Here is an 18,831-nt window from a genome sequence, read left to right on the forward strand (position 1 = left end):
GTTACGAACGGATTTCGCGACCGGATCGTTACTTCCGGCAGCAGCAACCGCTCTCAGCAACGTGATCCGCACATCACGCCGGCGTTCGGCGCCTCCTGCGCTCCGCCGCGACGAGGTCGACTGAGAAAATCACCAGCGCGGTCCACACCAGCGCGAAGCCGAGCCAGCGCTCGGGCGGCATCGCCTCGTGGAGCACGAACGCGCCGACGAGGAACTGCAGGAACGGCGTCAGGTACTGGATGAACCCGACGATCGACAGCGGCAGACGACGGGCGGCTCCCGCGAACAGCAGCAGCGGGACGGCCGTGACGATGCCTGCCGACGCCAGGATCAGGGCGTGCCCCGTGCCCTCCGTCCCGAAGGTCAGACCGACGAGCGACCCCACCACGGCGAGCTGCACGATCGCGAGCGGAGTCAGCCAGAGCGTCTCGAGCGTCAGTCCCGACACCGCGTCGATCCGGCCGCCGACCCGGCTCTTCACGAGTCCGTAGAAGCCGAAGGAGAAGGCGAGCGCGAGCGATACCCACGGGAACGAGCCGTAGCCCACCGCGATGACGAGCACCGCGACCGCGCTGATCGCCATCGCGATCCACTGGGCGGGCCGGAGCCGCTCCCGCAGCACGAGCACGCCCAGCAGCACCGTGACGAGCGGGTTCATGAAGTAGCCCAGCGCCGCCTCGATGACGTGGCCGGTCGTCGTCGCGATGACGTAGACCTGCCAGTTCACGTAGATCAGCGCCCCGGCGAGCGCCATCGCCCCCAGCAGCCGCGGCTCGCGGAAGAGGCCGAGGAACCCGGCCCAGCTGCGCGTCGCGGTCAGCAGGATCAGGCAGAAGACGAGCGAGAAGATCACCCGGAAGGCGACGATCTCGAAGGGCGAGGCCGGTGCCATCGCGATGAAGTAGAGCGGCATCGCGCCCCAGAGGAGGTAGGCGCCGAACCCGAACCACAGTCCCGTCGACGACATCGCACCGGCGCGGGCCCGCGACTCCGGGAGAACCTCGACGCCCTCGCCCGCGGACGCCGGGGTGCTCGTCAGGTCGGGCTCGGAGGGGGTGCGGGAGGCGGACACCCGTCCGATGCTACGCACGCCGGCACCCGGTGATCGGCTCGGAACGGCCATCCGACGGCCGGATCAGGCCACCCGTCGGGAGGGGGACCGGCCGGGGACGACGAAGGGCCCGGCGACCTGGGTCGCCGGGCCCTTCTCGGGACGCGTCCTAGCGGACGACGACCGCGAGGACGTCGCGAGCGGAGAGGACCAGCAGGTCCTCGCCCGAGAACTTGACCTCGGTTCCGCCGTACTTGGAGTAGATGACCTTGTCACCCACGGCCACGTCGAGGGGGACGCGGTTGCCGTTGTCGTCGATGCGGCCGGGGCCCACGGCGACGACTTCACCCTCCTGCGGCTTCTCCTTGGCGGTGTCGGGGATGACGAGACCGGAAGCGGTCACCTGCTCCGCCTCGACCTGCTTGATGACGATGCGATCTTCGAGCGGCTTGATGGACACCGACACGGTTGACCTCTTTCTTGACGACGATGTGGCGGAGCGCGGTTCTGGCACACACGCTCCGAGAGTGCTAGATCCACTGTAGAGGCTGAGCTGGCACTCGTGCAATCAGAGTGCCAAGCGGAGCGTCACGGGAGGACGTCGGAGCGGCGGGGACACCGTGGCCTACCATGGCCGGATGCATCGCGACGAGCTGGTCGAGCTCCTCTCCCCGGAGGGGCTCCGGCTCCTCGACTCCCTCGACGGGTACCGCTCCGACGACCTCGTGCGGGCCGTCGCGCGGCTCCGGTCGGAGGGCCACTCCCCCGCGCTGGTCGCCGCGGTGCTGACCCAGTCGCGGCTGCGCGAGAAGGCGCAGGGGAAGTTCGGCGAGTTCGCCCGCTCGATGCTCTTCACCGATGCCGGACTCGAGCAGGCCACCCGCCTGCGGGTCGCGGCGCTGCACGCGGGGCGCTTCGCGGCGGCCGGCACCCGCAGAGTCGCGGACCTCGGCAGCGGCATCGGCGGCGACGCCCTGGCCCTCGCCGCGATCGACCTGGAGGTGACCGCCGTCGACGCCGACGAGGTCACCGCGACGCTCGCGAGCTTCAACCTGGCCCCCTTCCCCTCGCGCGCGCGGTGCACGCCGACGCCGAGTCGTTCGACCTCGACGGCTACGACGCCGTCTACCTCGACCCGGCCCGCCGCACCGCCGGCCACCGCGAGACGCGGCGCCTGGACGACCCGGACGAGTACTCCCCCTCGCTCGACTTCGCCTTCGGCCTCGCCGAGAGCCTGCCCGTGGGCGTCAAGGTGGGCCCGGGCTTCGACCGCGAGCGGATCCCGGCCGACGCCGAGGCCCAGTGGGTCTCGGTCGAGGGCGACCTGGTCGAGACGGGGCTCTGGTTCGGAGCGCTCGCCCGCCCCGGCGTCCGCCGCTCCGCTCTGCTGCTCGGAGCGCACGGAGCCTCAGAGCTGACCGCCGCCTCGGACGCCGACGACGAGGAGGTCGGCGAGCTCGGCGCCTACGTGCACGAGCCGGACGGATCCGCCATCCGGGCGCGACTGCTCGGCGAGCTGGCGCGGGCGAGCGCCTCGCGGATGCTCTCGCCCGGCATCGCGTACCTCACGGGCGACGAGCCCTCGTCCTCGCCGTTCCTGCGCAGCTTCCGCGTCCTCGCCGAGCTGCCCCTCGACGAGCGGACGCTGGCGAAGGAGCTGCGCGGACGCGGCATCGGAGTGCTCGAGATCAAGAAGCGCGGGGTGGACGTCGACCCTGCGCGGTTCCGCAGGAGCTGGGCCTCTCCGGCCGGGGCAGCGCCGTCCTGATCCTGACGCGGGTGCAGGGCCGCCACCGCGCCCTGCTGGCCGAGAGGGTGGCGCAGGCGAGCGGCTAGGAGCCGGCCGACTGGACCGCCACGACGACGATGACCACGGTGATCGCCAGGTAGATCAGCGAGATCAGGATCCCGGCGAAGCCCGTGATGATCGCGGTCAGGGCGAAGCCGCGGGCACCGGGCTCGCGTCGACGCCCGAGGAACCCGAGCACGACGGCCGGAGCGGACAGGAGGAATCCGAAGCCCCAGGCGAAGATCGTGATCACGAGGCCGGCGATGCCGATGATCATGCCCGTCAGGCTGAGGGTCTTGGGCGGGGCCGGTGCGGGCGGAGCGTAGGCGTACGCCGGCGCGGGGCTCGGAGGCATCGGCGTCCCGTAGGACGGGGCGTCCGTGCGCGGAGCTCCGGTGCCGGGCGCGGGCACCGACGTCGAGGGCGGAGCAGGCGGAGCAGGCGGAACCGGCGGAACCGGCGGCACAGGCGGAACCGGCGGCACGGGCGGAACCGGCGGCACGGGGGCGGGATCCGGACGCTCCTCGGAGCCGGGCGCGGTGCTGTCGCTCATGCGGCCGAGTCTATCCAGCGCCCCCCCTCTCAGCTCGGGAGGTACCCGTCGCTCCGCAGGCCCCCGACGAAGGCGGTGTACGCCAGGAACCCGAGGACGGCCAGGACCACGACGAGGTAGCCCAGCACGAACCCGGCGATCGCGAAGCCGCCGCCGCGCCGACCGGAGCGGCGGGCTCGCACCAGCCCCACGTGTCCGAGGACGATCGCGGCCGGCGCGAGCCCGAGGATCCCGCAGAGGAGTGCGGCGACCGCGAGGCCCTCGAGGGGCGGGCGGAGCGCCGGCGCATTCGGCGAGGGCTCGTCCGGGTGCGCGGGACCCGTCGGCGGCGGGTAGGCCGCCGACGGGTCGACCGCGTCAGGTGCGGGGGGCGGGGGCACCGGCGTCCCGGCGGACCGATCGATCGCCGATTCGTCGTTCACGCGCTCTCCCCTCGCACAGCTCCGTTCAGCCTACGGTCCCCGCAGGGACCGGCCGGCTCAGTACCCGGTGGAGGGGACGGTGGCCAGGGCGGCGAAGAACAGGACGCCGACGATCGTGTAGACGATGATCGCCGCGAATCCGATGACGACGGCGGCGATCGCCAGACCGCGCCCCTTCTCCCCGGTGCGCTTGATCTGCGACAGAGCGATGAAGCCGAGCACGATGCCCACGACGGACACGAAGAACGAGGCGATGAAGCCGATGATCGCCAGGATGTTGTAGCGGTCGGTGGCGGGCGTGTACGGAGTGGTCATGGGATCCCCCTTGATCGGAACAGGAGACGCCAGCGTGGCAGCCGCCGCCGAGGACTGTCAAAAGCCTGAGCGCCGCTTGTGCCGGCCCGGGAGCTCGGCTACTGCACCTGGATCTCGGTGACCGGCAGCGTGGAGTCCGCGCTGAAGTCGAGGCTCGACGGCGGGTGCCCGGCCTCGATCAGCTGAGCGGCGAGCGCCGCGATCATCGCGCCGTTGTCGGTGCACAGCGAGAGCGCCGGGATCCGCAGCGTGATCCCCGCGGCCGCGCAGCGCTCCTGGGCGAGCGCCCGCACCCGCGCGTTGGCGACCACTCCGCCGCCCAGCAGCAGTCTCGGCACCCCGCGGTCGCGGCAGGCGGCGACGGCCTTCGTGAGCAGCACGTCGGCCACGGCCTCGCGGAAGCTCGCGGCCACGTCCGCGACCGGCACCTCCTCGCCGGCGTCCTGGCGCTTCTCCACCCACCGCGCCACAGCGGTCTTGAGCCCCGAGAACGAGAAGTCGTAGCGGTGCCGCTCGAGGTCCTTCGGCAGGCTCAGGCCGCGCGGGAACCGGATCGCGCGGGGATCGCCGTCGGCCGCCACCCGGTCGATCTGCGGGCCGCCGGGGTAGGGCAGGCCGAGGACGCGCGCGACCTTGTCGAACGCCTCCCCCGCCGCGTCGTCGATGGTCTCGCCGAGCAGCTCGACGTCCGAGACCAGGTCGCGCACGTGCAGGAGCGACGTGTGCCCGCCCGAGACGAGCAGCGCGATCGTGGGGACCTCGACCGGGCTCCCCTCGCTGCCGTCGGCCCGGAGGACGTCCGCGCCCACGTGGCCGACGAGGTGGTTCACCGCGTAGAGGGGCTTCCCGAGCGAGACGGCGAGGGCCTTGGCCGCGCCGACGCCGACCATGAGCGCACCCGAGAGCCCGGGGCCGCTCGTGACGGCGATCGCGTCGAGCTCCTCGAGCGTCACTCCGGCCTCGGCGAGCGCCGCGCGCAGCGCCGGCTCGAGCGCCTCGAGGTGCGCACGGGCCGCGACCTCCGGCACCACGCCTCCGTAGCGCGCGTGCTCGTCCATCGACGACGCGATGGTGTTGGCGAGCAGCGTCGTGCCGCGGACGACGCCGATGCCGGTCTCGTCGCAGCTGGTCTCGATCCCGAGGACGAGCGGTCCGTCGCTCATGCGGTCTCCTCCGACGCCCGGGAGGGCGCTGCGCGCATCACGAGCGCGTCCACTCCGTCGGGCTGGTAGTAGGCGGGGCGGACTCCGATCTCCTCGAAGCCCTCCGAACGGTAGAGGGTCTGCGCACCGGGGTTGTCGGCGCGCACCTCGAGGAACACCTCGCGGGCCCCGCGGCGGACGGCCTCGTCGAGCAGCGCCCGGAGCAGGCGCCGGCCGAGGCCGCGGCGGCGGGCGGAGGCGAGCACGGCGATCGTCTGCACATCGGCCTCGTGCGCGCCTCGGGGGCAGAGCAGCCCCGCGTACCCGAGCACGACGCCGTCCTCCTCCGCGACCAGGTAGCGGGTGTGCGCGCTCCTGGTCTCCTCGGCCATCATCCGGCTCGACCAGGCGTCGCTCGTGAACTCCGACTCCTCGATCGCCATGATCGCGTCGAGGTCGGCGGGGGTCGCCTCGCGGAGGGCGCTCACGCGGTCACCCGCTTGGGACCGGCCGACAGGGTCACGTCGGGCGAGCGGAGGTAGAGCGGCTCGTCGGCGGGAGGAGTGCGGCCGGCCGCGCGGGCGAGCGCGGCGACCACTCCGAGCGCCGCGGCCGACACCGTGGAGGCCTCGAGCCGCGGGAGCTCGGGGAACGGCAGCGCGTCGGGCTTGTCGAGGCCGGGGCCGCTCGGACGGACGGGCAGCCCCTGGGCGTCGAGCCCGTCGTAGGCGCTCCAGTAGAGCTCGCGCCGACGCGCGTCGGTGACCACCAGGAATCCCGGGTCCCGGCCGTCGCGGAGGGCGGCCAGCGCGACGGCGTCGTGCGACACCACGGGGAGGGTGGGGATGCCGCGGCCGAAGGCGAAGGCGCGGGCCGCCGCGATGCCGACGCGGAGACCGGTGAACGGCCCGGGGCCCATCCCGACGGCGACGGCGTCGATGCCCGCGGCAGCGACCCCCGCCTCCTCGAGCGCCCGGGCGATCAGACGACCCACGACCTCGGCGTGACGCATCGTGTCGGTCTCGACGAGGTCCGAGCGCACGCCGCCCGCGTCGTCCACGACGGCGACGGAGGTTCCGGAGGAGGTGTCGATCGCGAGCAGCACCCTGACAGGCTACCCGCGCGCGACGGGCGTGCTCAGGCCCAGCGGATGCCGCGGAAGCGCACCGTCCGCGGCTCGATCGGCTCCTCGCCCTCCGCAGCGTCGGATCCCGCCGTCGGCCGCTCGATCACGATGTCGAGCCAGGAGTCGGCGACCCCGTCCAGGAGCCCCGCACCCCACTCCACGACCACGACCGAGCGCTCGAGGTCGAGGTCGAGGTCGTCCAGCTCGACGGCCGAGCCGACCCGGTAGGCGTCGACGTGCACGAGCGGGGGGCCGTCGTGCAGCGGAGGATGGGTGCGCGCGATCACGAAGGTCGGGCTGGTCACGGGGCCGCGCACGTCGAGCCCCTCCCCCAGGCCCCGGGTGAAGGTCGTCTTGCCGGCGCCGAGAGGGCCGGTGAGCACGAGCAGATCCCCCGCCCGCAGAGTGCGGCCGAGCTCGCGCCCGAGCTCCTCCATCGCCTCGGGATCGACGACCTCGACGCTCAGATCGGCGAACCGGGAGCGGTCAGACACGATCGCCGCCCAGCACCCGGCGCTGCACCCGCGGTCCGATCCTCGTCACGAGCTCGTAGTTGATCGTGCCGCACCAGCGCGCCCACTCGTCGACCGAGGGGACCCCCGTCGTCGGGTCTCCCCACAGCGTCACGGCATCGCCGACCTCGATCGGGGCGTCGCCCACCTCGACGACGAACTGGTCCATCGCGACCCGGCCCGCGATGCGGTGGCGCCTCCCCCTGATCGCCACCTCGGCGACTCCGGAGGCGCTGCGCGGGATGCCGTCGGCGTAGCCGAACGGGACGAGCGCGACGCCGGTGCCCCCCTCCGCTCGGTAGGTGTAGTCGTAGCTGACCCCCGTGCCCCGATCGATGCGGCGCACCCCCGCGACGCGTCCGTGCAGCGTCATCGCGGGCACGAGGCCGAGCTCGAGCGACGTCTCATCGTCGAACGGCGAGAGCCCGTAGACGCCGATGCCGGCGCGCACCATGTCCCGGCGCGCCTCCGGGATCCTCAGCGCACCGGCGGTGGCCGCCAGGTGCACGATCGGGGCCGGGACGCCGCTCGACCGGAGGAGCTCCTCCCCGCGGGACAGGAGCGCGAGCTGCGCGAGGTCCTCTGCGCGCGAGGTGTTCGAGAGGTGCGAGAGCACGCCCGTCAGGTGCACGGTGCCGCGCTGCACGTGCCGCACGAGGGCCTCCACGAGCAGCGGCCACTCCTGCTCGGGGGCCCCGTTGCGGCTGAGTCCCGTGTCGAGCTTGAGCTGCACGGCGGCTCGGCCTCCGCGGTCCTCGGCGGCCTGGGCCACCGCCTCCAGCTGGGCGAGCGACGAGACCGCCACGTCGATCCCGTGCTCGATCGCCGCGTCGAAGTCCTCGCCCGGGTCGTGCAGCCAGCAGAGCAGCGGAGCGAGCACACCGGCCTCGCGCAGCGCCACCGCCTCGTGGAGGTCGGCGGTGCCGAGGGCGTCGGCCCCGCCCGCGAGCGCGGCCTGCGCGGCGGTCACGGCGCCGTGCCCGTAGCCGTTCGCCTTCACCACGGCCATCAGGCGGCGGGCACCGGTCAGCTCGCGCAGCCGGGAGACGTTCCTCCGGATCGCGTCGGCGTCGATCAGCGCCTCGCGGAAGGACAGCGGAGCGGTCACGACTCGGCCACCACGAACGCCGTCGCGATGCCCGCGTCATGGCTCATCGACAGGTGCACCCGGGTGATGCCGCGCGCGTCCGCGGCCGCCCGGGCCGCTCCGTGCAGGGCGAACGAGGGGTTCCCGTGCTCGTCACGCTCCACGACCATGTCGTGCCAGCGCGCCCCGGCCGAGTCGCCGAGGGCCTTGATGAACGCCTCCTTCGCCGCGAACCGTCCGGCGAGGGAGGCGATCGGCAGACCCCGTTCGCTCGGAGCGAACAGGCGGTCGCGCAGCCGCGGGGTGCGGTCGATCGCCCGGCCGAACCGGGCGAGGTCCACCACGTCCACGCCGATCCCCACGATCACGGCAGGGTCACTCGACCGTGACCGACTTGGCGAGGTTGCGCGGCTGGTCGACGTCCAGGCCCTTCGCCGTCGCGAGCTCCATCGCGAACATCTGCAGCGGCGTGACCGCGAGCAGCGGCTCGAACAGCGGGTCGGCGAGCGGGATCGGCACGACCTCGTCGGCGATCTGGATCGCGGCGGTGTCGCCCTGCTCGGCGATCGCGATGACGCGGGCACCGCGCGCCTTGATCTCCTGGATGTTCGAGATCACCTTGCGCTGCAGCTCGTAGGACTCGCTCGGGCTCGGCACGATCACGAAGACGACCTGGCCCGGCTCGATGAGCGCGATCGGCCCGTGCTTGAGCTCGCCGGCCGCGAAGCCCTCGGCGTGGATGTAGGCCAGCTCCTTGAGCTTGAGCGCTCCCTCGAGCGCGACCGGGTAGCCGACGTGGCGGCCCAGGAACAGCACCGCGCGGGTGTCGGCCATCCAGCCGGCGAGCTGGACGATGGCGTCCGACGCGTCGAGCACCTTCGAGAGCTTCTCGGGGATCGCCGCCAGCTCGGCGGCCTGTGCCGCGACGACCTCGGCGGAGGAGGCTCCGCGCACGGTCGCGAGGTGCAGCCCGAAGAGGTAGAGGGCCGCGATCTGCGCGACGAAGGCCTTGGTCGAGGCGACCGCCACCTCCGGGCCCGCGTGCGTGTAGAGCACCGCGTCCGACTCGCGCGGGATCGTGGCGCCCTGGGTGTTGCAGACCGAGAGCGTCTTCGCGCCCTTCTCGCGGGCGTACTTGACCGCCATGAGCGTGTCCATCGTCTCGCCCGACTGGCTGATCGAGACGACGAGCGTGCGGGGAGTGAGCACCGGGTCGCGGTAGCGGAACTCGTGGCTGAGCTCGACCTCGACGGGCACGCGGGCCCACTTCTCGATCGCGTACTTGGCGACCATGCCCGAGTACGCGGCGGTGCCGCAGCCGATGATCGTGATCCGATCGATCTCCGTCAGAACCGGGTCCAGACCCTCGAGCTCGGGGAGGGTGATCGTGCCGTCGGTGATCCGGCCGCGCAGGGTGTTCGCGACGGCCTCGGGGCCCTCGGTGATCTCCTTCGCCATGAAGCTCGACCAGCCGCCCTTCTCGGAGGCGGAGGCGTCCCACGCGATCTCGAACGGCTCGGTCTCGACCGGCTGCCCGAAGAAGTCGGTGACGGTGACGAGGTCCGGGGTGATCGTGACGATCTGGTCCTGCCCGATCGCGACCGCGCGGCGGGTGAACTCGACGAACGCCGCGACGTCCGAGCCGAGGAAGTTCTCGCCGTCGCCCAGGCCGATCACGAGCGGGGAGTTGCGGCGCGCGCCGACGACGACGCCCGGCTGGTCCTGGTGCAGGGCGAGCAGCGTGAAGGCGCCCTCGAGCCGGGCGACGATCGCCTGGAAGGCGAGCACGAGGTCGCCGGTTCGGCGGTACTCGCGGGCGATGAGGTGCGCGGCGACCTCGGTGTCGGTCTCGCTCTCGAAGACCACGCCCTCGGCGGCGAGCTCCTCCTTCAGCGGCTGGAAGTTCTCGATGATGCCGTTGTGGATGACGGCGAGCTTGCCGTCGTCGGCGAGGTGCGGGTGGGCGTTGCGGTCGGTCGGCCCGCCGTGGGTGGCCCACCGGGTGTGGCCGATGCCGGTCGTGCCCTGCGCCAGCGGGTGCGCTTCGAGGTCGTCGACCAGCACGCTGAGCTTGCCCGAGCGCTTGCGGCTGTCGATCACGCCGTCGGCGTCGATCACCGCCACGCCCGCGGAGTCGTACCCGCGGTACTCCAGTCGCTTGAGGCCTCCGAGCAGCACGGCCAGGCTGTCTCGCGCGCCGACGTATCCAACGATTCCACACATGGGCTCGATCCTAACGGCGCGGGAGGGGCGGATCGCGGCGACCGGGCCGCCGGGTCACCGGCCGCTAGTATCGTGGACTGTGCCGTCGTCAGCTCGCGAACCCGGGCGAGAGGCGCAGCCCTCCCCCTTCGTCGAGATCGTCCGCTCCGACTGGGCCGAGCTCGCCCGCTCGACGGAGCTGCCGCTGACCGAGACCGAGGTCGTGCAGCTGCGCGGACTGGGCGACCGGCTGAGCCTCACCGAGGTCGCCGAGGTGTACCTCCCCCTCTCGCGGCTCCTCGCGCTCTACGCGGCCGGCTCCCGTCACCTGCACCGGGCGACCAGCACGTTCCTCGGCGAGCGCGCCCAGCCCACGCCCTTCGTCATCGGAGTCGCCGGCTCCGTCGCCGTCGGCAAGTCCACGATCGCGCGGCTGCTGCGCGAGCTCCTCGCCCGCTGGGAGGACACTCCGCGGGTCGAGCTCGTGACCACCGACGGGTTCCTCCTGCCCAACAGCGAGCTCGAGCGGCGCGGCCTGATGAGCCGCAAGGGGTTCCCGGAGTCGTACGACCGCCGCGCGCTGCTGCGCTTCGTCTCGGAGGTGAAGGGCGGGGCCGCCGAGGTGCGCGCGCCCTTCTACTCGCACCTGTCGTACGACATCGTCCCCGATGCCGAGATCGTGGTGCGCCGACCCGACGTGCTGATCGTCGAGGGCCTGAACGTGCTGCAGCCGCCGGTCCCGGGCCACGGCCTCGCCGTCAGCGACCTCTTCGACTTCACCGTCTACGTCGACGCGCGGACGGGCGACATCGCCCGCTGGTACGAGGAGCGCTTCCTCGCGCTGCAGCAGGGCGCGTTCGCGAACCCGAACTCCTACTTCCACCGCTACGCGTCGCTCACCCCCGACGAGGCGCGGGAGCGCGCGCGGAGCATCTGGACCGCGATCAACGAGCCGAACCTCGTGCAGAACGTGCGCCCGACCCGCAGCCGCGCGAGCCTGGTGCTGCGCAAGCAGTCCGACCACGCCGTGTCGTCGGTGCTGCTGCGCAAGATCTGAGGCTCGCGTGCATCTTCCGGCGGCGCCTCTGGAGGAGAGGGATCGCCTCCGGTGCCGACGCGGTACGGGGCGGAGATCGACGCTCCAGGGACGCGGGTCTCGAGACGCCGCTCCGGGGCTGCTCGACCAGCAGGTGGGCGGGAGCCTCCTCGGAGGAGATCGCCGCCGCCTCCCTCGCTGATCGATCGGCCCGCCCAGCGGGCGTCTCGGGATCCGCCGGCCCTCGGAGGGACGCCCCTACGTGCGCAGCTGCTCCAGCACGACGTCGGCCAGCGACTGCGCGAGACGGTCGGCCGTCTCCTGCGTCTTCGCCTCGACCATCACGCGCACCATCGGCTCGGTGCCGGAGGGGCGGAGCAGGACGCGGCCGTCGGTGCCGAGCTCGGCCGACGCGTCGGCGACGGCCGCCGCGATGACCTCGTCGGCGTGCACGCCCTCGCGGTCGACACCGCGGACGTTGACGAGGGTCTGCGGGAACACGCTCATCACCGACGCCAGGTCGGCGATGCTCCTGCCGGTGCGCGCCATCTCGGCGGCGAGCTGGAGCGCGGTGAGCACGCCGTCGCCGGTCGTGGCGAAGCGGCTCATGATGACGTGGCCGGACTGCTCGCCGCCGAGCGAGTAGCCGCCGTCGTTCATCGCCTCGAGGACGTAGCGGTCGCCGACGGCCGTCTCGATGACACGGATCCCCGCGTCGGCCATCGCGAGCTTCAACCCGAGGTTGCTCATCACGGTCGCGACGAGCACGTTGTCGCGCAGCACGCCGCGGCGGGCCATCGACGTGGCGAGGATCGCCATGATCTGGTCGCCGTCGATCGTCCGGCCGGTGGCGTCCACCGCGAGGCAGCGGTCCGCGTCGCCGTCGTGGGCGATGCCGAGATCGGCTCCGGCCGCGACGACGGCCTCGGCGACGTGCTCGAGGTGGGTCGAGCCGACCCCGTCGTTGATGTTGAGTCCGTCGGGGTCGTTGCCGATGACCGTGACCGTGGCACCCGCGTCCGTGAAGACCTCGGGCGAGATGCCGGCGGCCGCGCCGTGGGCGCAGTCGATGACCACGTGCAGCCCGTCGAGCCGGGTGCTGCCCAGCGATCCGAGGAGGTGGACCACGTAGCGGTCCTCCGCATCGGAGAAGCGGCGGATTCGGCCGACGTCGGCACCGGTCGGAGTCAGCGGGGGCACGCCGAGGGCCGCCTCGATGCGGTTCTCGAGCTCGTCGGGGAGCTTGCGCCCGCCCGCTGCGAAGAACTTGATGCCGTTGTCGGCGGCGGGATTGTGGGAGGCCGAGATCATCACGCCGAAGTCCGCCTGCTCGTCCGCGATGAGGTACGCGGTGGCAGGGGTCGGGATGACGCCGGCGTCGAGGACGTCGACTCCCGCGCTGGCGAGTCCGGCGGCGACAGCGGCGCCGATGAACTGGCCGGAGATTCGGGGGTCGCGGGCGAGCACCGCGAGGGGGCGTCGACCCTCCGCACGGGCGCCGCACCGAGTACACGGGCGGCCGCCTGGGCGAGGCCGAGAGCGAGGTCGGCCGTGACATCGCGATTCGCGAGGCCACGGACGCCGTCGGTTCCGAACAGGCGCGTCATAGTGCGCAGTCCACTTCTCGAGCTACTGGTCGTACGGCCCGGAGGGCCGCACCGACTAGCGCTTCGAGAACTGCGACGCCTTGCGGGCCTTCTTGAGACCGGCCTTCTTGCGCTCGATGACGCGAGCGTCGCGGGTCAGGAAGCCCGCCTTCTTGAGGATCGCGCGGTTGTTCTCGCGGTCGATCTCGTTGAGTGCACGGGCGATGGCGAGGCGCAGCGCGCCGGCCTGGCCGGAGGGGCCGCCACCCGTGATCTTCGCGACGACGTCGTAGGAGCCGACGAGGTCGAGCACCTTGAACGGGTCGGTGATCAGCTGCTGGTGCAGCTTGTTGGGGAAGTACTCCGCGAACTCGCGGGCGTTCACGGTCAGGCTGCCGGAGCCCGGGACCAGGCGCACGCGGGCGATGGCCTGCTTGCGTCGGCCCACGGCTGCGCCGGAGACGTTGAGGACGGCGCGGGGCGTCGAGGACGCCTCGGTGGCCGCGCTTTCGGTGGAGTAGCTCTCGGGAGCCACGTCGAGCTGGTCTGCGATCTTCGCCACGGTGTAGGTGATCCTTTGTCTTCGAAGTCTGAGGTGTCGGGGAGGGCCGGAGCCTACTGGGCGACCTGGGTGAAGGCGTACGCCTTGGGCTGCTGCGCCGCGTGGGGGTGCTCGGTGCCCGTGTAGACCTTCAGCTTGCGCAGCTGCGCACGGCCGAGGGAGTTCTTGGGGAGCATTCCGCGGATGGCCTTCTCGACGGCGCGGATCGGGTTCTTCTCGAGGAGCTCGGCGTACGTGGTGGCCGAGAGGCCGCCCGGGTAGCCGGAGTGGCGGTACGCCTTCTTCTGGAGGAGCTTCTGACCGGTGAGGGCGACCTTCTCGGCGTTGACGATGATGACGAAGTCGCCCATGTCCATGTGCGGCGCGAAGGTGGCCTTGTGCTTGCCGCGCAGGAGCGCCGCGGCGTGGGTGGCGAGACGGCCGAGCACGACGTCGGACGCGTCGATGACGATCCAGTCGTGCTGGACGTCAGCCGGCTTCGGAGAAAAAGTGCGAGTCACGTGAGTGCTGCTTTCTGGTCGGAGTGAGGTGTTCGTGAATCCCGCTCCGTGGCCGTTCGACCCGCGAGGGGGCGAACCGATCCGGTGGAGGGCTCAACTTCGGGCGCTCGGCACACGGCCGAAAACACCAAGGGTCGACATTACAGCAAGGACGCCGTCAGCGGTAGCGCGACTCCGCGAGTCACTCGGCGGAGTCGAGCGACGCGATCACGTCCTCCGCCAGCGTCTCGAGCGCCGCCTGATCCCCGACCGAGGAGCGGAGCGAGAGCAGCCGGTCGCCGGACAGCACCGTGAGCGTCGACGCCGGATCGAGCGCGGCGTCGGCCGGCTGGAAGAACGCCGCCTCGCCGACGTCGCTGGGGAGCGCACCGGCCGTCGCGGCCTGGCGGGTCGACACCTCCGCGGCCGTCGCCCCCGTGGCGGTCTGCAGCAGCAGGGCCGAGGGGTTCCCCGCCATGGTCCAGGCGCAGCCGACCGGCTGGTCGCCGGGAACGGCGAAACCGCTGGGCAGCTCGAGCACGGACTCGATCGTCTCGACGGGGAGCACCGTGTCGCACTCCAGGGTCTCGATCACCAGCGACGGTGCGGCGGGGACGGCGGGCTGCTCGGGCGCAGCAGTGGCGGCGGACGGCGCGCGGGTCGCGATGGTCGGCCGGGCCGACTCCGGGATGTCGACCGTGGCGCTGGAGCAGCCCGCCAGAGCGAGCACGAGTGCGACGGCGGACAGCGGGAGACGCGTGGAGCGGGTCATGTCGGATCCTCCGCGACGGGCTCGTCGGCCGGCAGGGTCCGGCGCATGCGCGTCAGGACGGCGCGCTCGGCGAGCGAGGAGTCCTCAGGATAGTCGACCTCGCGCAGGATGAGCCCGCGCGCCGGCATGACCGCGAAGGCGTTCGTGCGGGCGACCGCGTCGCGCAGGGGCTCGACGTCGCCCACCGCGAGGCGCCCGTTCCCCACCGCGACGCAGGCGCCCACCAGTGCGCGCACCATGCTGTGGCAGAACGCGTCGGCGCGCAGGTGCGCGTGGAGCACTCCGTCGCGGTCGCGCTCCCAGTCGAAGTCGAGCAGCGTGCGGATCGTGGTGGCGCCGACCCGGGCGCGGCAGAACGACGCGTAGTCGTGCAGTCCGAGCAGGGACTGCGCCGCCCGGTTCATCTCGGCCTCGTCCAGCGACTCCGTGATCCAGGTCGTCTGGGCGCGTTCGAGGGGGTGGCGGAGGGAGGAGGCGTCGGCCAGCCGGTACTCGTAGCGCCGCCAGCGGGCCGAGAAGCGCGCATCGAAGCCGTCGGGAGCCCGCGAGACGCGGTGGACGCTGAGATCGGAGTACTGGCCCAGGATCCCGCGGAGCCGCCGCTCGAGCACCGCCTCCTGCGGCAGGGTGCCCTCCCCCGCGCGCCGTCCGCCGCTCAGCCGAGTCCACTGCTCCTCGCTGAGGTCCGCGTGCGCCACCTGGGCGCTCGCGTGCACGCCGACGTCGGTCCGTCCCGCGACGGTGACGGTGGTGCGCTCGGGGGTCCGCAGCACCTTCGACAGCGCGTCCTCCAGCACCCCCTGCACGGTGCGCAGACCGGGCTGCAGGGCCCAGCCCGAGAAGTGGGAGCCGTCGTAGGCCAGGTCGAGGCGGACGCGGTGGAGCACCCGACGAGTCTAGGTCCCGGGCACGGTCCCGATCAGGACGGTCCTCAGACCACGAGGCGGACGCCCACCGCGGCGAAGACGGTCTCGGCCCACTGCACCACCACGGCGGGGTCGCCGACGAACGACACGATGCGCAGCTCGTAGCCTCCGGCGAGGACCGCGAGCTCGGACGACTCGGTCCCGCCCTCCGGCGCGGAGCGCTGGTACGCCGCCTCGCCCAGAGGCACGGGCACGGCTCCCGCCGCCTCCCCCGCTCCGACGAACGTCTCGAGGAGACGGGCCGGCGTGAGCGTCACGACGACGGCCTCCGGGTTCCCCGCGAGGGAGTAGGAGCAGGTCCGCCCGTCGTCCGCGAGTCCCGCCGCACCGCTGGGCAGACCGAGATCCTGCTCGATCCTCGAGCCGGGAAGCACGGCTGCGCAGTCCAGAGCAGGGCCGGCCGACGATGGAGTCGTGTCCCGGGTGGCGATCGGGGTCGGAGTGAGCGTCGCGCCCGCTCCCGCCGACGCGGGGACGTCGACGACCGGCTGCGAGGAGCATCCGGCGACGCCGAGGACGCAGGCCAGGACGACCGGTGACCAGAGGCGGGAGCGCACGGATCTCCTTCCGGACCTCCGCCGAGGCGGCGTCGACGGTCGCGCCCCGAGGCGCGATCGCGCCGGAGCGGCACGATCCCGCCATCGTATGCGACGTTACGCGCCACCACCGGAGACGACGAGAGCCCCCCGTCCCGAAGGACGGAGGGCTCTCGCGGATCGTGCGGGACTACTTGGTCTCGCTGGTCTCCTCGACCGGGGCGTCCTCGACGGGCGCGTCCTGGGCGGTCGCGACCTCGTCGGCCGGAGCGTCCTGGACGTCGGTCTCCTCGACGGGCGCGTCCTCGACGGGAGCCGCCACGGGCGCCGTCGCGGTGCGGGACTTCTTCGCCTTCGGGGTCACGGGCTCGAGGACGAGCTCGATGACCGCCATGGGGGCGTTGTCGCCCTTGCGCGGGCCGATCTTGGTGATGCGGGTGTAGCCGCCCTCGCGCTCGGCGACGAGCGGAGCGATCTCGGTGAAGAGCTCGTGGACGACGGACTTGTCGCCGATCGTCGCGAGGACGCGACGACGGGCGTGCAGGTCGCCGCGCTTGGCGAACGTCACGAGACGCTCGGCGAGCGGACGCAGGCGCTTGGCCTTGGTCTCCGTCGTCTTGATGCTCTTGTGCGTGAACAGGGCCGCGGCCAGGTTCGCGAGGAGCAGACGCTCGTGTGCGGGACCGCCTCCGAGGCGGGGGCCCTTGGTGGGCTTGGGCATGGGTTTACTCCAGTACTAAAGGGGTGTCAGCAGGTCGGTCGCGAAGAGCCGCAGGCTCCGGAAGCGGAGACCTAGATGCTCTCGTCGTCGTAGCTGTAGAAGTGGGCGCCGTCGAACCCGGGGACCGAGTCCTTGAGCGACAGGCCGAGCTCCGTCAGCTTCTCCTTGACCTCATCCACCGACTTCTGACCGAAGTTGCGGATGTTCATGAGCTGCGTCTCCGAGAGGGCGACGAGCTCATTGACGTTGTTGATGCCCTCGCGCTTGAGGCAGTTGTAGCTGCGCACCGAGAGGTCGAGGTCCTCGATGGGCATCGACAGCTCGGTCGAGAGGACGGCGTCGACCGGCGCGGGGCCGATCTCGATGCCCTCTGCCGCGTTGTTCAGCTCGCGGGCGAGTCCGAACAGCTCGGTCAGCGTGCGACCGGCGGAGGCGATCGCGTCGCGCGGCGTGATGGCCGGCTTGCTCTCGACATCCACGACCAGGCGGTCGAAGTCGGTGCGCTCGCCGGCACGGGTGGCCTCGACGCGGTAGGTGACCTTGAGCACGGGCGAGTAGATCGAGTCGACCGGGATCTGGCCGGCCTCGGAGAACTCGCTGCGGTTCTGGGTCGCCGAGACGTAGCCGCGGCCGCGCTCGATCGTGAGCTCCAGCTCGAACTTCGCCTTGTCGTTCAGCGTGGCGATGACGAGCTCCGGGTTGTGGATCTCGACACCGGCCGGAGCCGAGATGTCGGCGGCGGTGACCTGGCCGGCGCCCTGCTTGCGCAGGTAGGCGGTGATCGGCTCGTCGTGCTCCGAGGAGACGACGAGGCCCTTGATGTTCAGGATGATCTCGGTGACGTCCTCGCGGACGCCGGGGACCGTCGTGAACTCGTGCAGGACTCCGTCGATCCGGATGCTGGTGACAGCGGCGCCCGGGATGGAGGACAGCAGGGTGCGACGCAGCGAGTTGCCGAGCGTGTAGCCGAAGCCGGGCTCGAGGGGCTCGATGACGAAGCGGGAACGGAACTCCGAGATGTTCTCCTCGGTGAGCGTCGGACGCTGTGCGATAAGCACTGTTGATTCCTTTCGATCACGTGTCCGCTATATGACACGTGCGTTTGCGAGGTATGAAGTTGTGAAAGAAATGCGCGATCCGCCGGTCGACCGGCGCCCGCCGCGGAGGACGGGGCCGGCCGACCGGCGGCTGCGAGTGCTGGTGCTAGACGCGACGGCGCTTGGGCGGGCGGCACCCGTTGTGCGCCTGGGGCGTGACGTCGTTGATCGAGCCGACCTCGAGGCCTGCGGCCTGGAGCGAGCGGATCGCCGTCTCGCGACCCGAGCCCGGGCCCTTCACGAAGACGTCGACCTTCTTCATGCCGTGCTCCTGAGCCTGGCGCGCGGCCGACTCGGCGGCGAGCTGGGCGGCGAACGGCGTCGACTTGCGCGAGCCCTTGAAGCCGACTCCACCGGACGAGGCCCAGCTGATGACGGCCCCGGAGGGGTCGGTGATCGAGACGATGGTGTTGTTGAACGTCGACTTGATGTGGGCCTGGCCCACAGCGATGTTCTTCTTCTCCTTGCGGCGCGGCTTACGAGCGGCCGACTTGGGGGTAGCCAATGTGTATCTCCTCTAGGTCCGTGTCGCCCGCGTTACTTGCGGCCGGCCTTCTTCTTGCCGGCGACGGTGCGCTTCGGGCCCTTGCGGGTGCGCGCGTTCGTCTTGGTGCGCTGTCCACGGACCGGGAGCCGCGACGGTGGCGGAGGCCCTCGTACGAGCCGATCTCGACCTTGCGGCGGATGTCTGCGGCGACCTCGCGGCGGAGGTCTCCCTCCACCTTGTAGTTGCCCTCGATGTGGTCGCGGAGGGCGACGAGCTGGTCGTCGCTGAGGTCCTTGACGCGGATGTTGCCGTCGATCCCGGTGTCGCTGAGGGTCGCGAGCGCCCGAGTGCGGCCGACACCGTAGATGTAGGTCAGTGCGACCTCCACGCGCTTCTCGCGCGGGATGTCTACTCCTGCCAGACGTGCCAT

Annotated in this window: 21 protein-coding genes and 3 pseudogenes; 2 read left to right on the top strand and 22 right to left on the bottom strand. The window is 72.0% G+C overall.

All coding sequences use genetic code 11. The annotated features are described in order from the left end of the window. Positions 1-73: 73 nt before the first annotated feature. Positions 74-967 (bottom strand): EamA family transporter RarD, encoded by an 894-nt coding sequence (gene rarD / locus B0T42_RS03485; RefSeq protein ID WP_094742665.1) that lies wholly within the window; start codon positions 965-967, stop codon positions 74-76. A 253-nt stretch (positions 968-1,220) separates the two neighbouring features. After that, on the bottom strand, positions 1,221-1,517 hold the full coding sequence (gene groES / locus B0T42_RS03490) for a co-chaperone GroES (RefSeq protein ID WP_055787236.1): 297 nt from the start codon (positions 1,515-1,517) through the stop codon (positions 1,221-1,223). Positions 1,518-1,689: 172 nt separating this feature from the next. Between groES and B0T42_RS03495 the strand changes: the two are divergent. After that, positions 1,690-2,887 (top strand): annotated as a pseudogene (locus B0T42_RS03495) (class I SAM-dependent methyltransferase). Here B0T42_RS03495 and B0T42_RS03500 read toward each other — a convergent pair. From B0T42_RS03500 to glmS, 10 genes are all read right to left on the bottom strand, one after another. Beyond that, on the bottom strand, positions 2,884-3,195 hold the full coding sequence (locus B0T42_RS03500; protein ID WP_139344404.1) for a hypothetical protein: 312 nt from the start codon (positions 3,193-3,195) through the stop codon (positions 2,884-2,886). The pseudogene B0T42_RS03495 and the gene B0T42_RS03500 sit on opposite strands and share 4 nt — an antisense overlap. A 227-nt stretch (positions 3,196-3,422) precedes the next feature. After that, on the bottom strand, positions 3,423-3,815 hold the full coding sequence (locus B0T42_RS03505) for a DUF4190 domain-containing protein (RefSeq protein ID WP_077221963.1): 393 nt from the start codon (positions 3,813-3,815) through the stop codon (positions 3,423-3,425). A gap of 57 nt (positions 3,816-3,872) precedes the next feature. Further along, positions 3,873-4,130: a DUF4190 domain-containing protein gene (locus B0T42_RS03510; RefSeq protein ID WP_077221964.1), complete on the bottom strand. Its 258-nt coding sequence runs from the start codon at positions 4,128-4,130 to the stop codon at positions 3,873-3,875. 98 nt (positions 4,131-4,228) lie between these two features. Next, positions 4,229-5,293, bottom strand: a complete 1,065-nt coding sequence (tsaD, locus tag B0T42_RS03515) for a tRNA (adenosine(37)-N6)-threonylcarbamoyltransferase complex transferase subunit TsaD (RefSeq protein WP_077221965.1) — start codon at positions 5,291-5,293, stop codon at positions 4,229-4,231. After that, positions 5,290-5,760: a ribosomal protein S18-alanine N-acetyltransferase gene (gene rimI / locus B0T42_RS03520; protein ID WP_236720092.1), complete on the bottom strand. Its 471-nt coding sequence runs from the start codon at positions 5,758-5,760 to the stop codon at positions 5,290-5,292. Before rimI ends, tsaD begins: the two co-directional genes overlap by 4 nt. Beyond that, positions 5,757-6,377 (bottom strand): tRNA (adenosine(37)-N6)-threonylcarbamoyltransferase complex dimerization subunit type 1 TsaB, encoded by a 621-nt coding sequence (gene tsaB, locus B0T42_RS03525; RefSeq protein WP_077221966.1) that lies wholly within the window; start codon positions 6,375-6,377, stop codon positions 5,757-5,759. The genes rimI and tsaB overlap by 4 nt, the downstream gene beginning before the upstream one ends. Positions 6,378-6,409: 32 nt before the next feature. Beyond that, positions 6,410-6,835: a tRNA (adenosine(37)-N6)-threonylcarbamoyltransferase complex ATPase subunit type 1 TsaE gene (gene tsaE, locus B0T42_RS03530; RefSeq protein ID WP_077222009.1), complete on the bottom strand. Its 426-nt coding sequence runs from the start codon at positions 6,833-6,835 to the stop codon at positions 6,410-6,412. Between the two features lie 49 nt (positions 6,836-6,884). Beyond that, positions 6,885-8,018: an alanine racemase gene (gene alr, locus B0T42_RS03535; RefSeq protein WP_077221967.1), complete on the bottom strand. Its 1,134-nt coding sequence runs from the start codon at positions 8,016-8,018 to the stop codon at positions 6,885-6,887. Further along, entirely contained in the window at positions 8,015-8,365 is a 351-nt protein-coding gene (locus B0T42_RS03540; RefSeq protein ID WP_077221968.1) for a holo-ACP synthase, read from the bottom strand. Before B0T42_RS03540 ends, alr begins: the two co-directional genes overlap by 4 nt. A gap of 7 nt (positions 8,366-8,372) precedes the next feature. Next, positions 8,373-10,220, bottom strand: coding sequence for a glutamine--fructose-6-phosphate transaminase (isomerizing) (glmS, locus tag B0T42_RS03545; RefSeq protein ID WP_077221969.1), 1,848 nt, complete (start codon positions 10,218-10,220; stop codon positions 8,373-8,375). A 79-nt stretch (positions 10,221-10,299) separates the two neighbouring features. Here glmS and coaA point away from each other — a divergent pair, with 79 nt between their 5' ends. Continuing rightward, positions 10,300-11,256, top strand: coding sequence for a type I pantothenate kinase (gene coaA / locus B0T42_RS03550; RefSeq protein ID WP_236720093.1), 957 nt, complete (start codon positions 10,300-10,302; stop codon positions 11,254-11,256). 237 nt (positions 11,257-11,493) lie between these two features. Here coaA and glmM read toward each other — a convergent pair. From glmM to rpsM, 10 genes and pseudogenes are all read right to left on the bottom strand, one after another. Next, positions 11,494-12,842: pseudogene (glmM, locus tag B0T42_RS03555) on the bottom strand (phosphoglucosamine mutase). Positions 12,843-12,897: 55 nt separating this feature from the next. Next, complete coding sequence (gene rpsI, locus B0T42_RS03560; protein ID WP_077221971.1) at positions 12,898-13,383, bottom strand: 30S ribosomal protein S9; 486 nt, start codon at positions 13,381-13,383, stop codon at positions 12,898-12,900. A gap of 53 nt (positions 13,384-13,436) precedes the next feature. Beyond that, a complete protein-coding gene (gene rplM / locus B0T42_RS03565; protein WP_055787189.1) occupies positions 13,437-13,883 on the bottom strand; it encodes a 50S ribosomal protein L13 in 447 nt (148 codons plus the stop codon). A 181-nt stretch (positions 13,884-14,064) separates the two neighbouring features. Next, entirely contained in the window at positions 14,065-14,634 is a 570-nt protein-coding gene (locus tag B0T42_RS03570; RefSeq protein ID WP_077221972.1) for a hypothetical protein, read from the bottom strand. Further along, entirely contained in the window at positions 14,631-15,521 is an 891-nt protein-coding gene (gene truA, locus B0T42_RS03575; RefSeq protein WP_077221973.1) for a tRNA pseudouridine(38-40) synthase TruA, read from the bottom strand. The genes B0T42_RS03570 and truA overlap by 4 nt, the downstream gene beginning before the upstream one ends. A 44-nt stretch (positions 15,522-15,565) precedes the next feature. Continuing rightward, a complete protein-coding gene (locus tag B0T42_RS03580; RefSeq protein WP_077221974.1) occupies positions 15,566-16,117 on the bottom strand; it encodes a hypothetical protein in 552 nt (183 codons plus the stop codon). A 169-nt stretch (positions 16,118-16,286) separates the two neighbouring features. Further along, positions 16,287-16,817 (bottom strand): 50S ribosomal protein L17, encoded by a 531-nt coding sequence (gene rplQ, locus B0T42_RS03585; protein ID WP_077221975.1) that lies wholly within the window; start codon positions 16,815-16,817, stop codon positions 16,287-16,289. A gap of 71 nt (positions 16,818-16,888) precedes the next feature. After that, complete coding sequence (locus B0T42_RS03590) at positions 16,889-17,875, bottom strand: DNA-directed RNA polymerase subunit alpha (RefSeq protein WP_055787173.1); 987 nt, start codon at positions 17,873-17,875, stop codon at positions 16,889-16,891. Between the two features lie 145 nt (positions 17,876-18,020). After that, the gene (gene rpsK / locus B0T42_RS03595) at positions 18,021-18,419 is read right to left on the bottom strand and encodes a 30S ribosomal protein S11 (RefSeq protein WP_055787170.1); all 399 of its coding nucleotides are present in this window, start codon (positions 18,417-18,419) and stop codon (positions 18,021-18,023) included. A 32-nt stretch (positions 18,420-18,451) separates the two neighbouring features. Next, a pseudogene (rpsM, locus tag B0T42_RS03600) lies at positions 18,452-18,831 on the bottom strand (30S ribosomal protein S13).

It is taken from the genome of Rathayibacter rhapontici, assembly GCF_001995175.1.
GTDB lineage: Bacteria > Actinomycetota > Actinomycetes > Actinomycetales > Microbacteriaceae > Rathayibacter.

Excerpts from the sequence above, each read along its gene's own strand:
- glmS (WP_077221969.1), bottom strand. The coding sequence starts at position 10,220 with ATGTGTGGAATCGTTGGATACGTCGGCGCGCGAGACAGCCTGGCCGTG.
- tsaD (WP_077221965.1), bottom strand. The coding sequence starts at position 5,293 with ATGAGCGACGGACCGCTCGTCCTCGGGATCGAGACCAGCTGCGACGAG.
- rarD (WP_094742665.1), bottom strand. The coding sequence starts at position 967 with ATGTCGTCGACGGGACTGTGGTTCGGGTTCGGCGCCTACCTCCTCTGG.
- B0T42_RS03510 (WP_077221964.1), bottom strand. The coding sequence starts at position 4,130 with ATGACCACTCCGTACACGCCCGCCACCGACCGCTACAACATCCTGGCG.
- rplQ (WP_077221975.1), bottom strand. The coding sequence starts at position 16,817 with ATGCCCAAGCCCACCAAGGGCCCCCGCCTCGGAGGCGGTCCCGCACAC.
- B0T42_RS03570 (WP_077221972.1), bottom strand. The coding sequence starts at position 14,634 with ATGACCCGCTCCACGCGTCTCCCGCTGTCCGCCGTCGCACTCGTGCTC.
- tsaE (WP_077222009.1), bottom strand. The coding sequence starts at position 6,835 with ATGGAGGAGCTCGGGCGCGAGCTCGGCCGCACTCTGCGGGCGGGGGAT.
- B0T42_RS03500 (WP_139344404.1), bottom strand. The coding sequence starts at position 3,195 with ATGCCTCCGAGCCCCGCGCCGGCGTACGCCTACGCTCCGCCCGCACCG.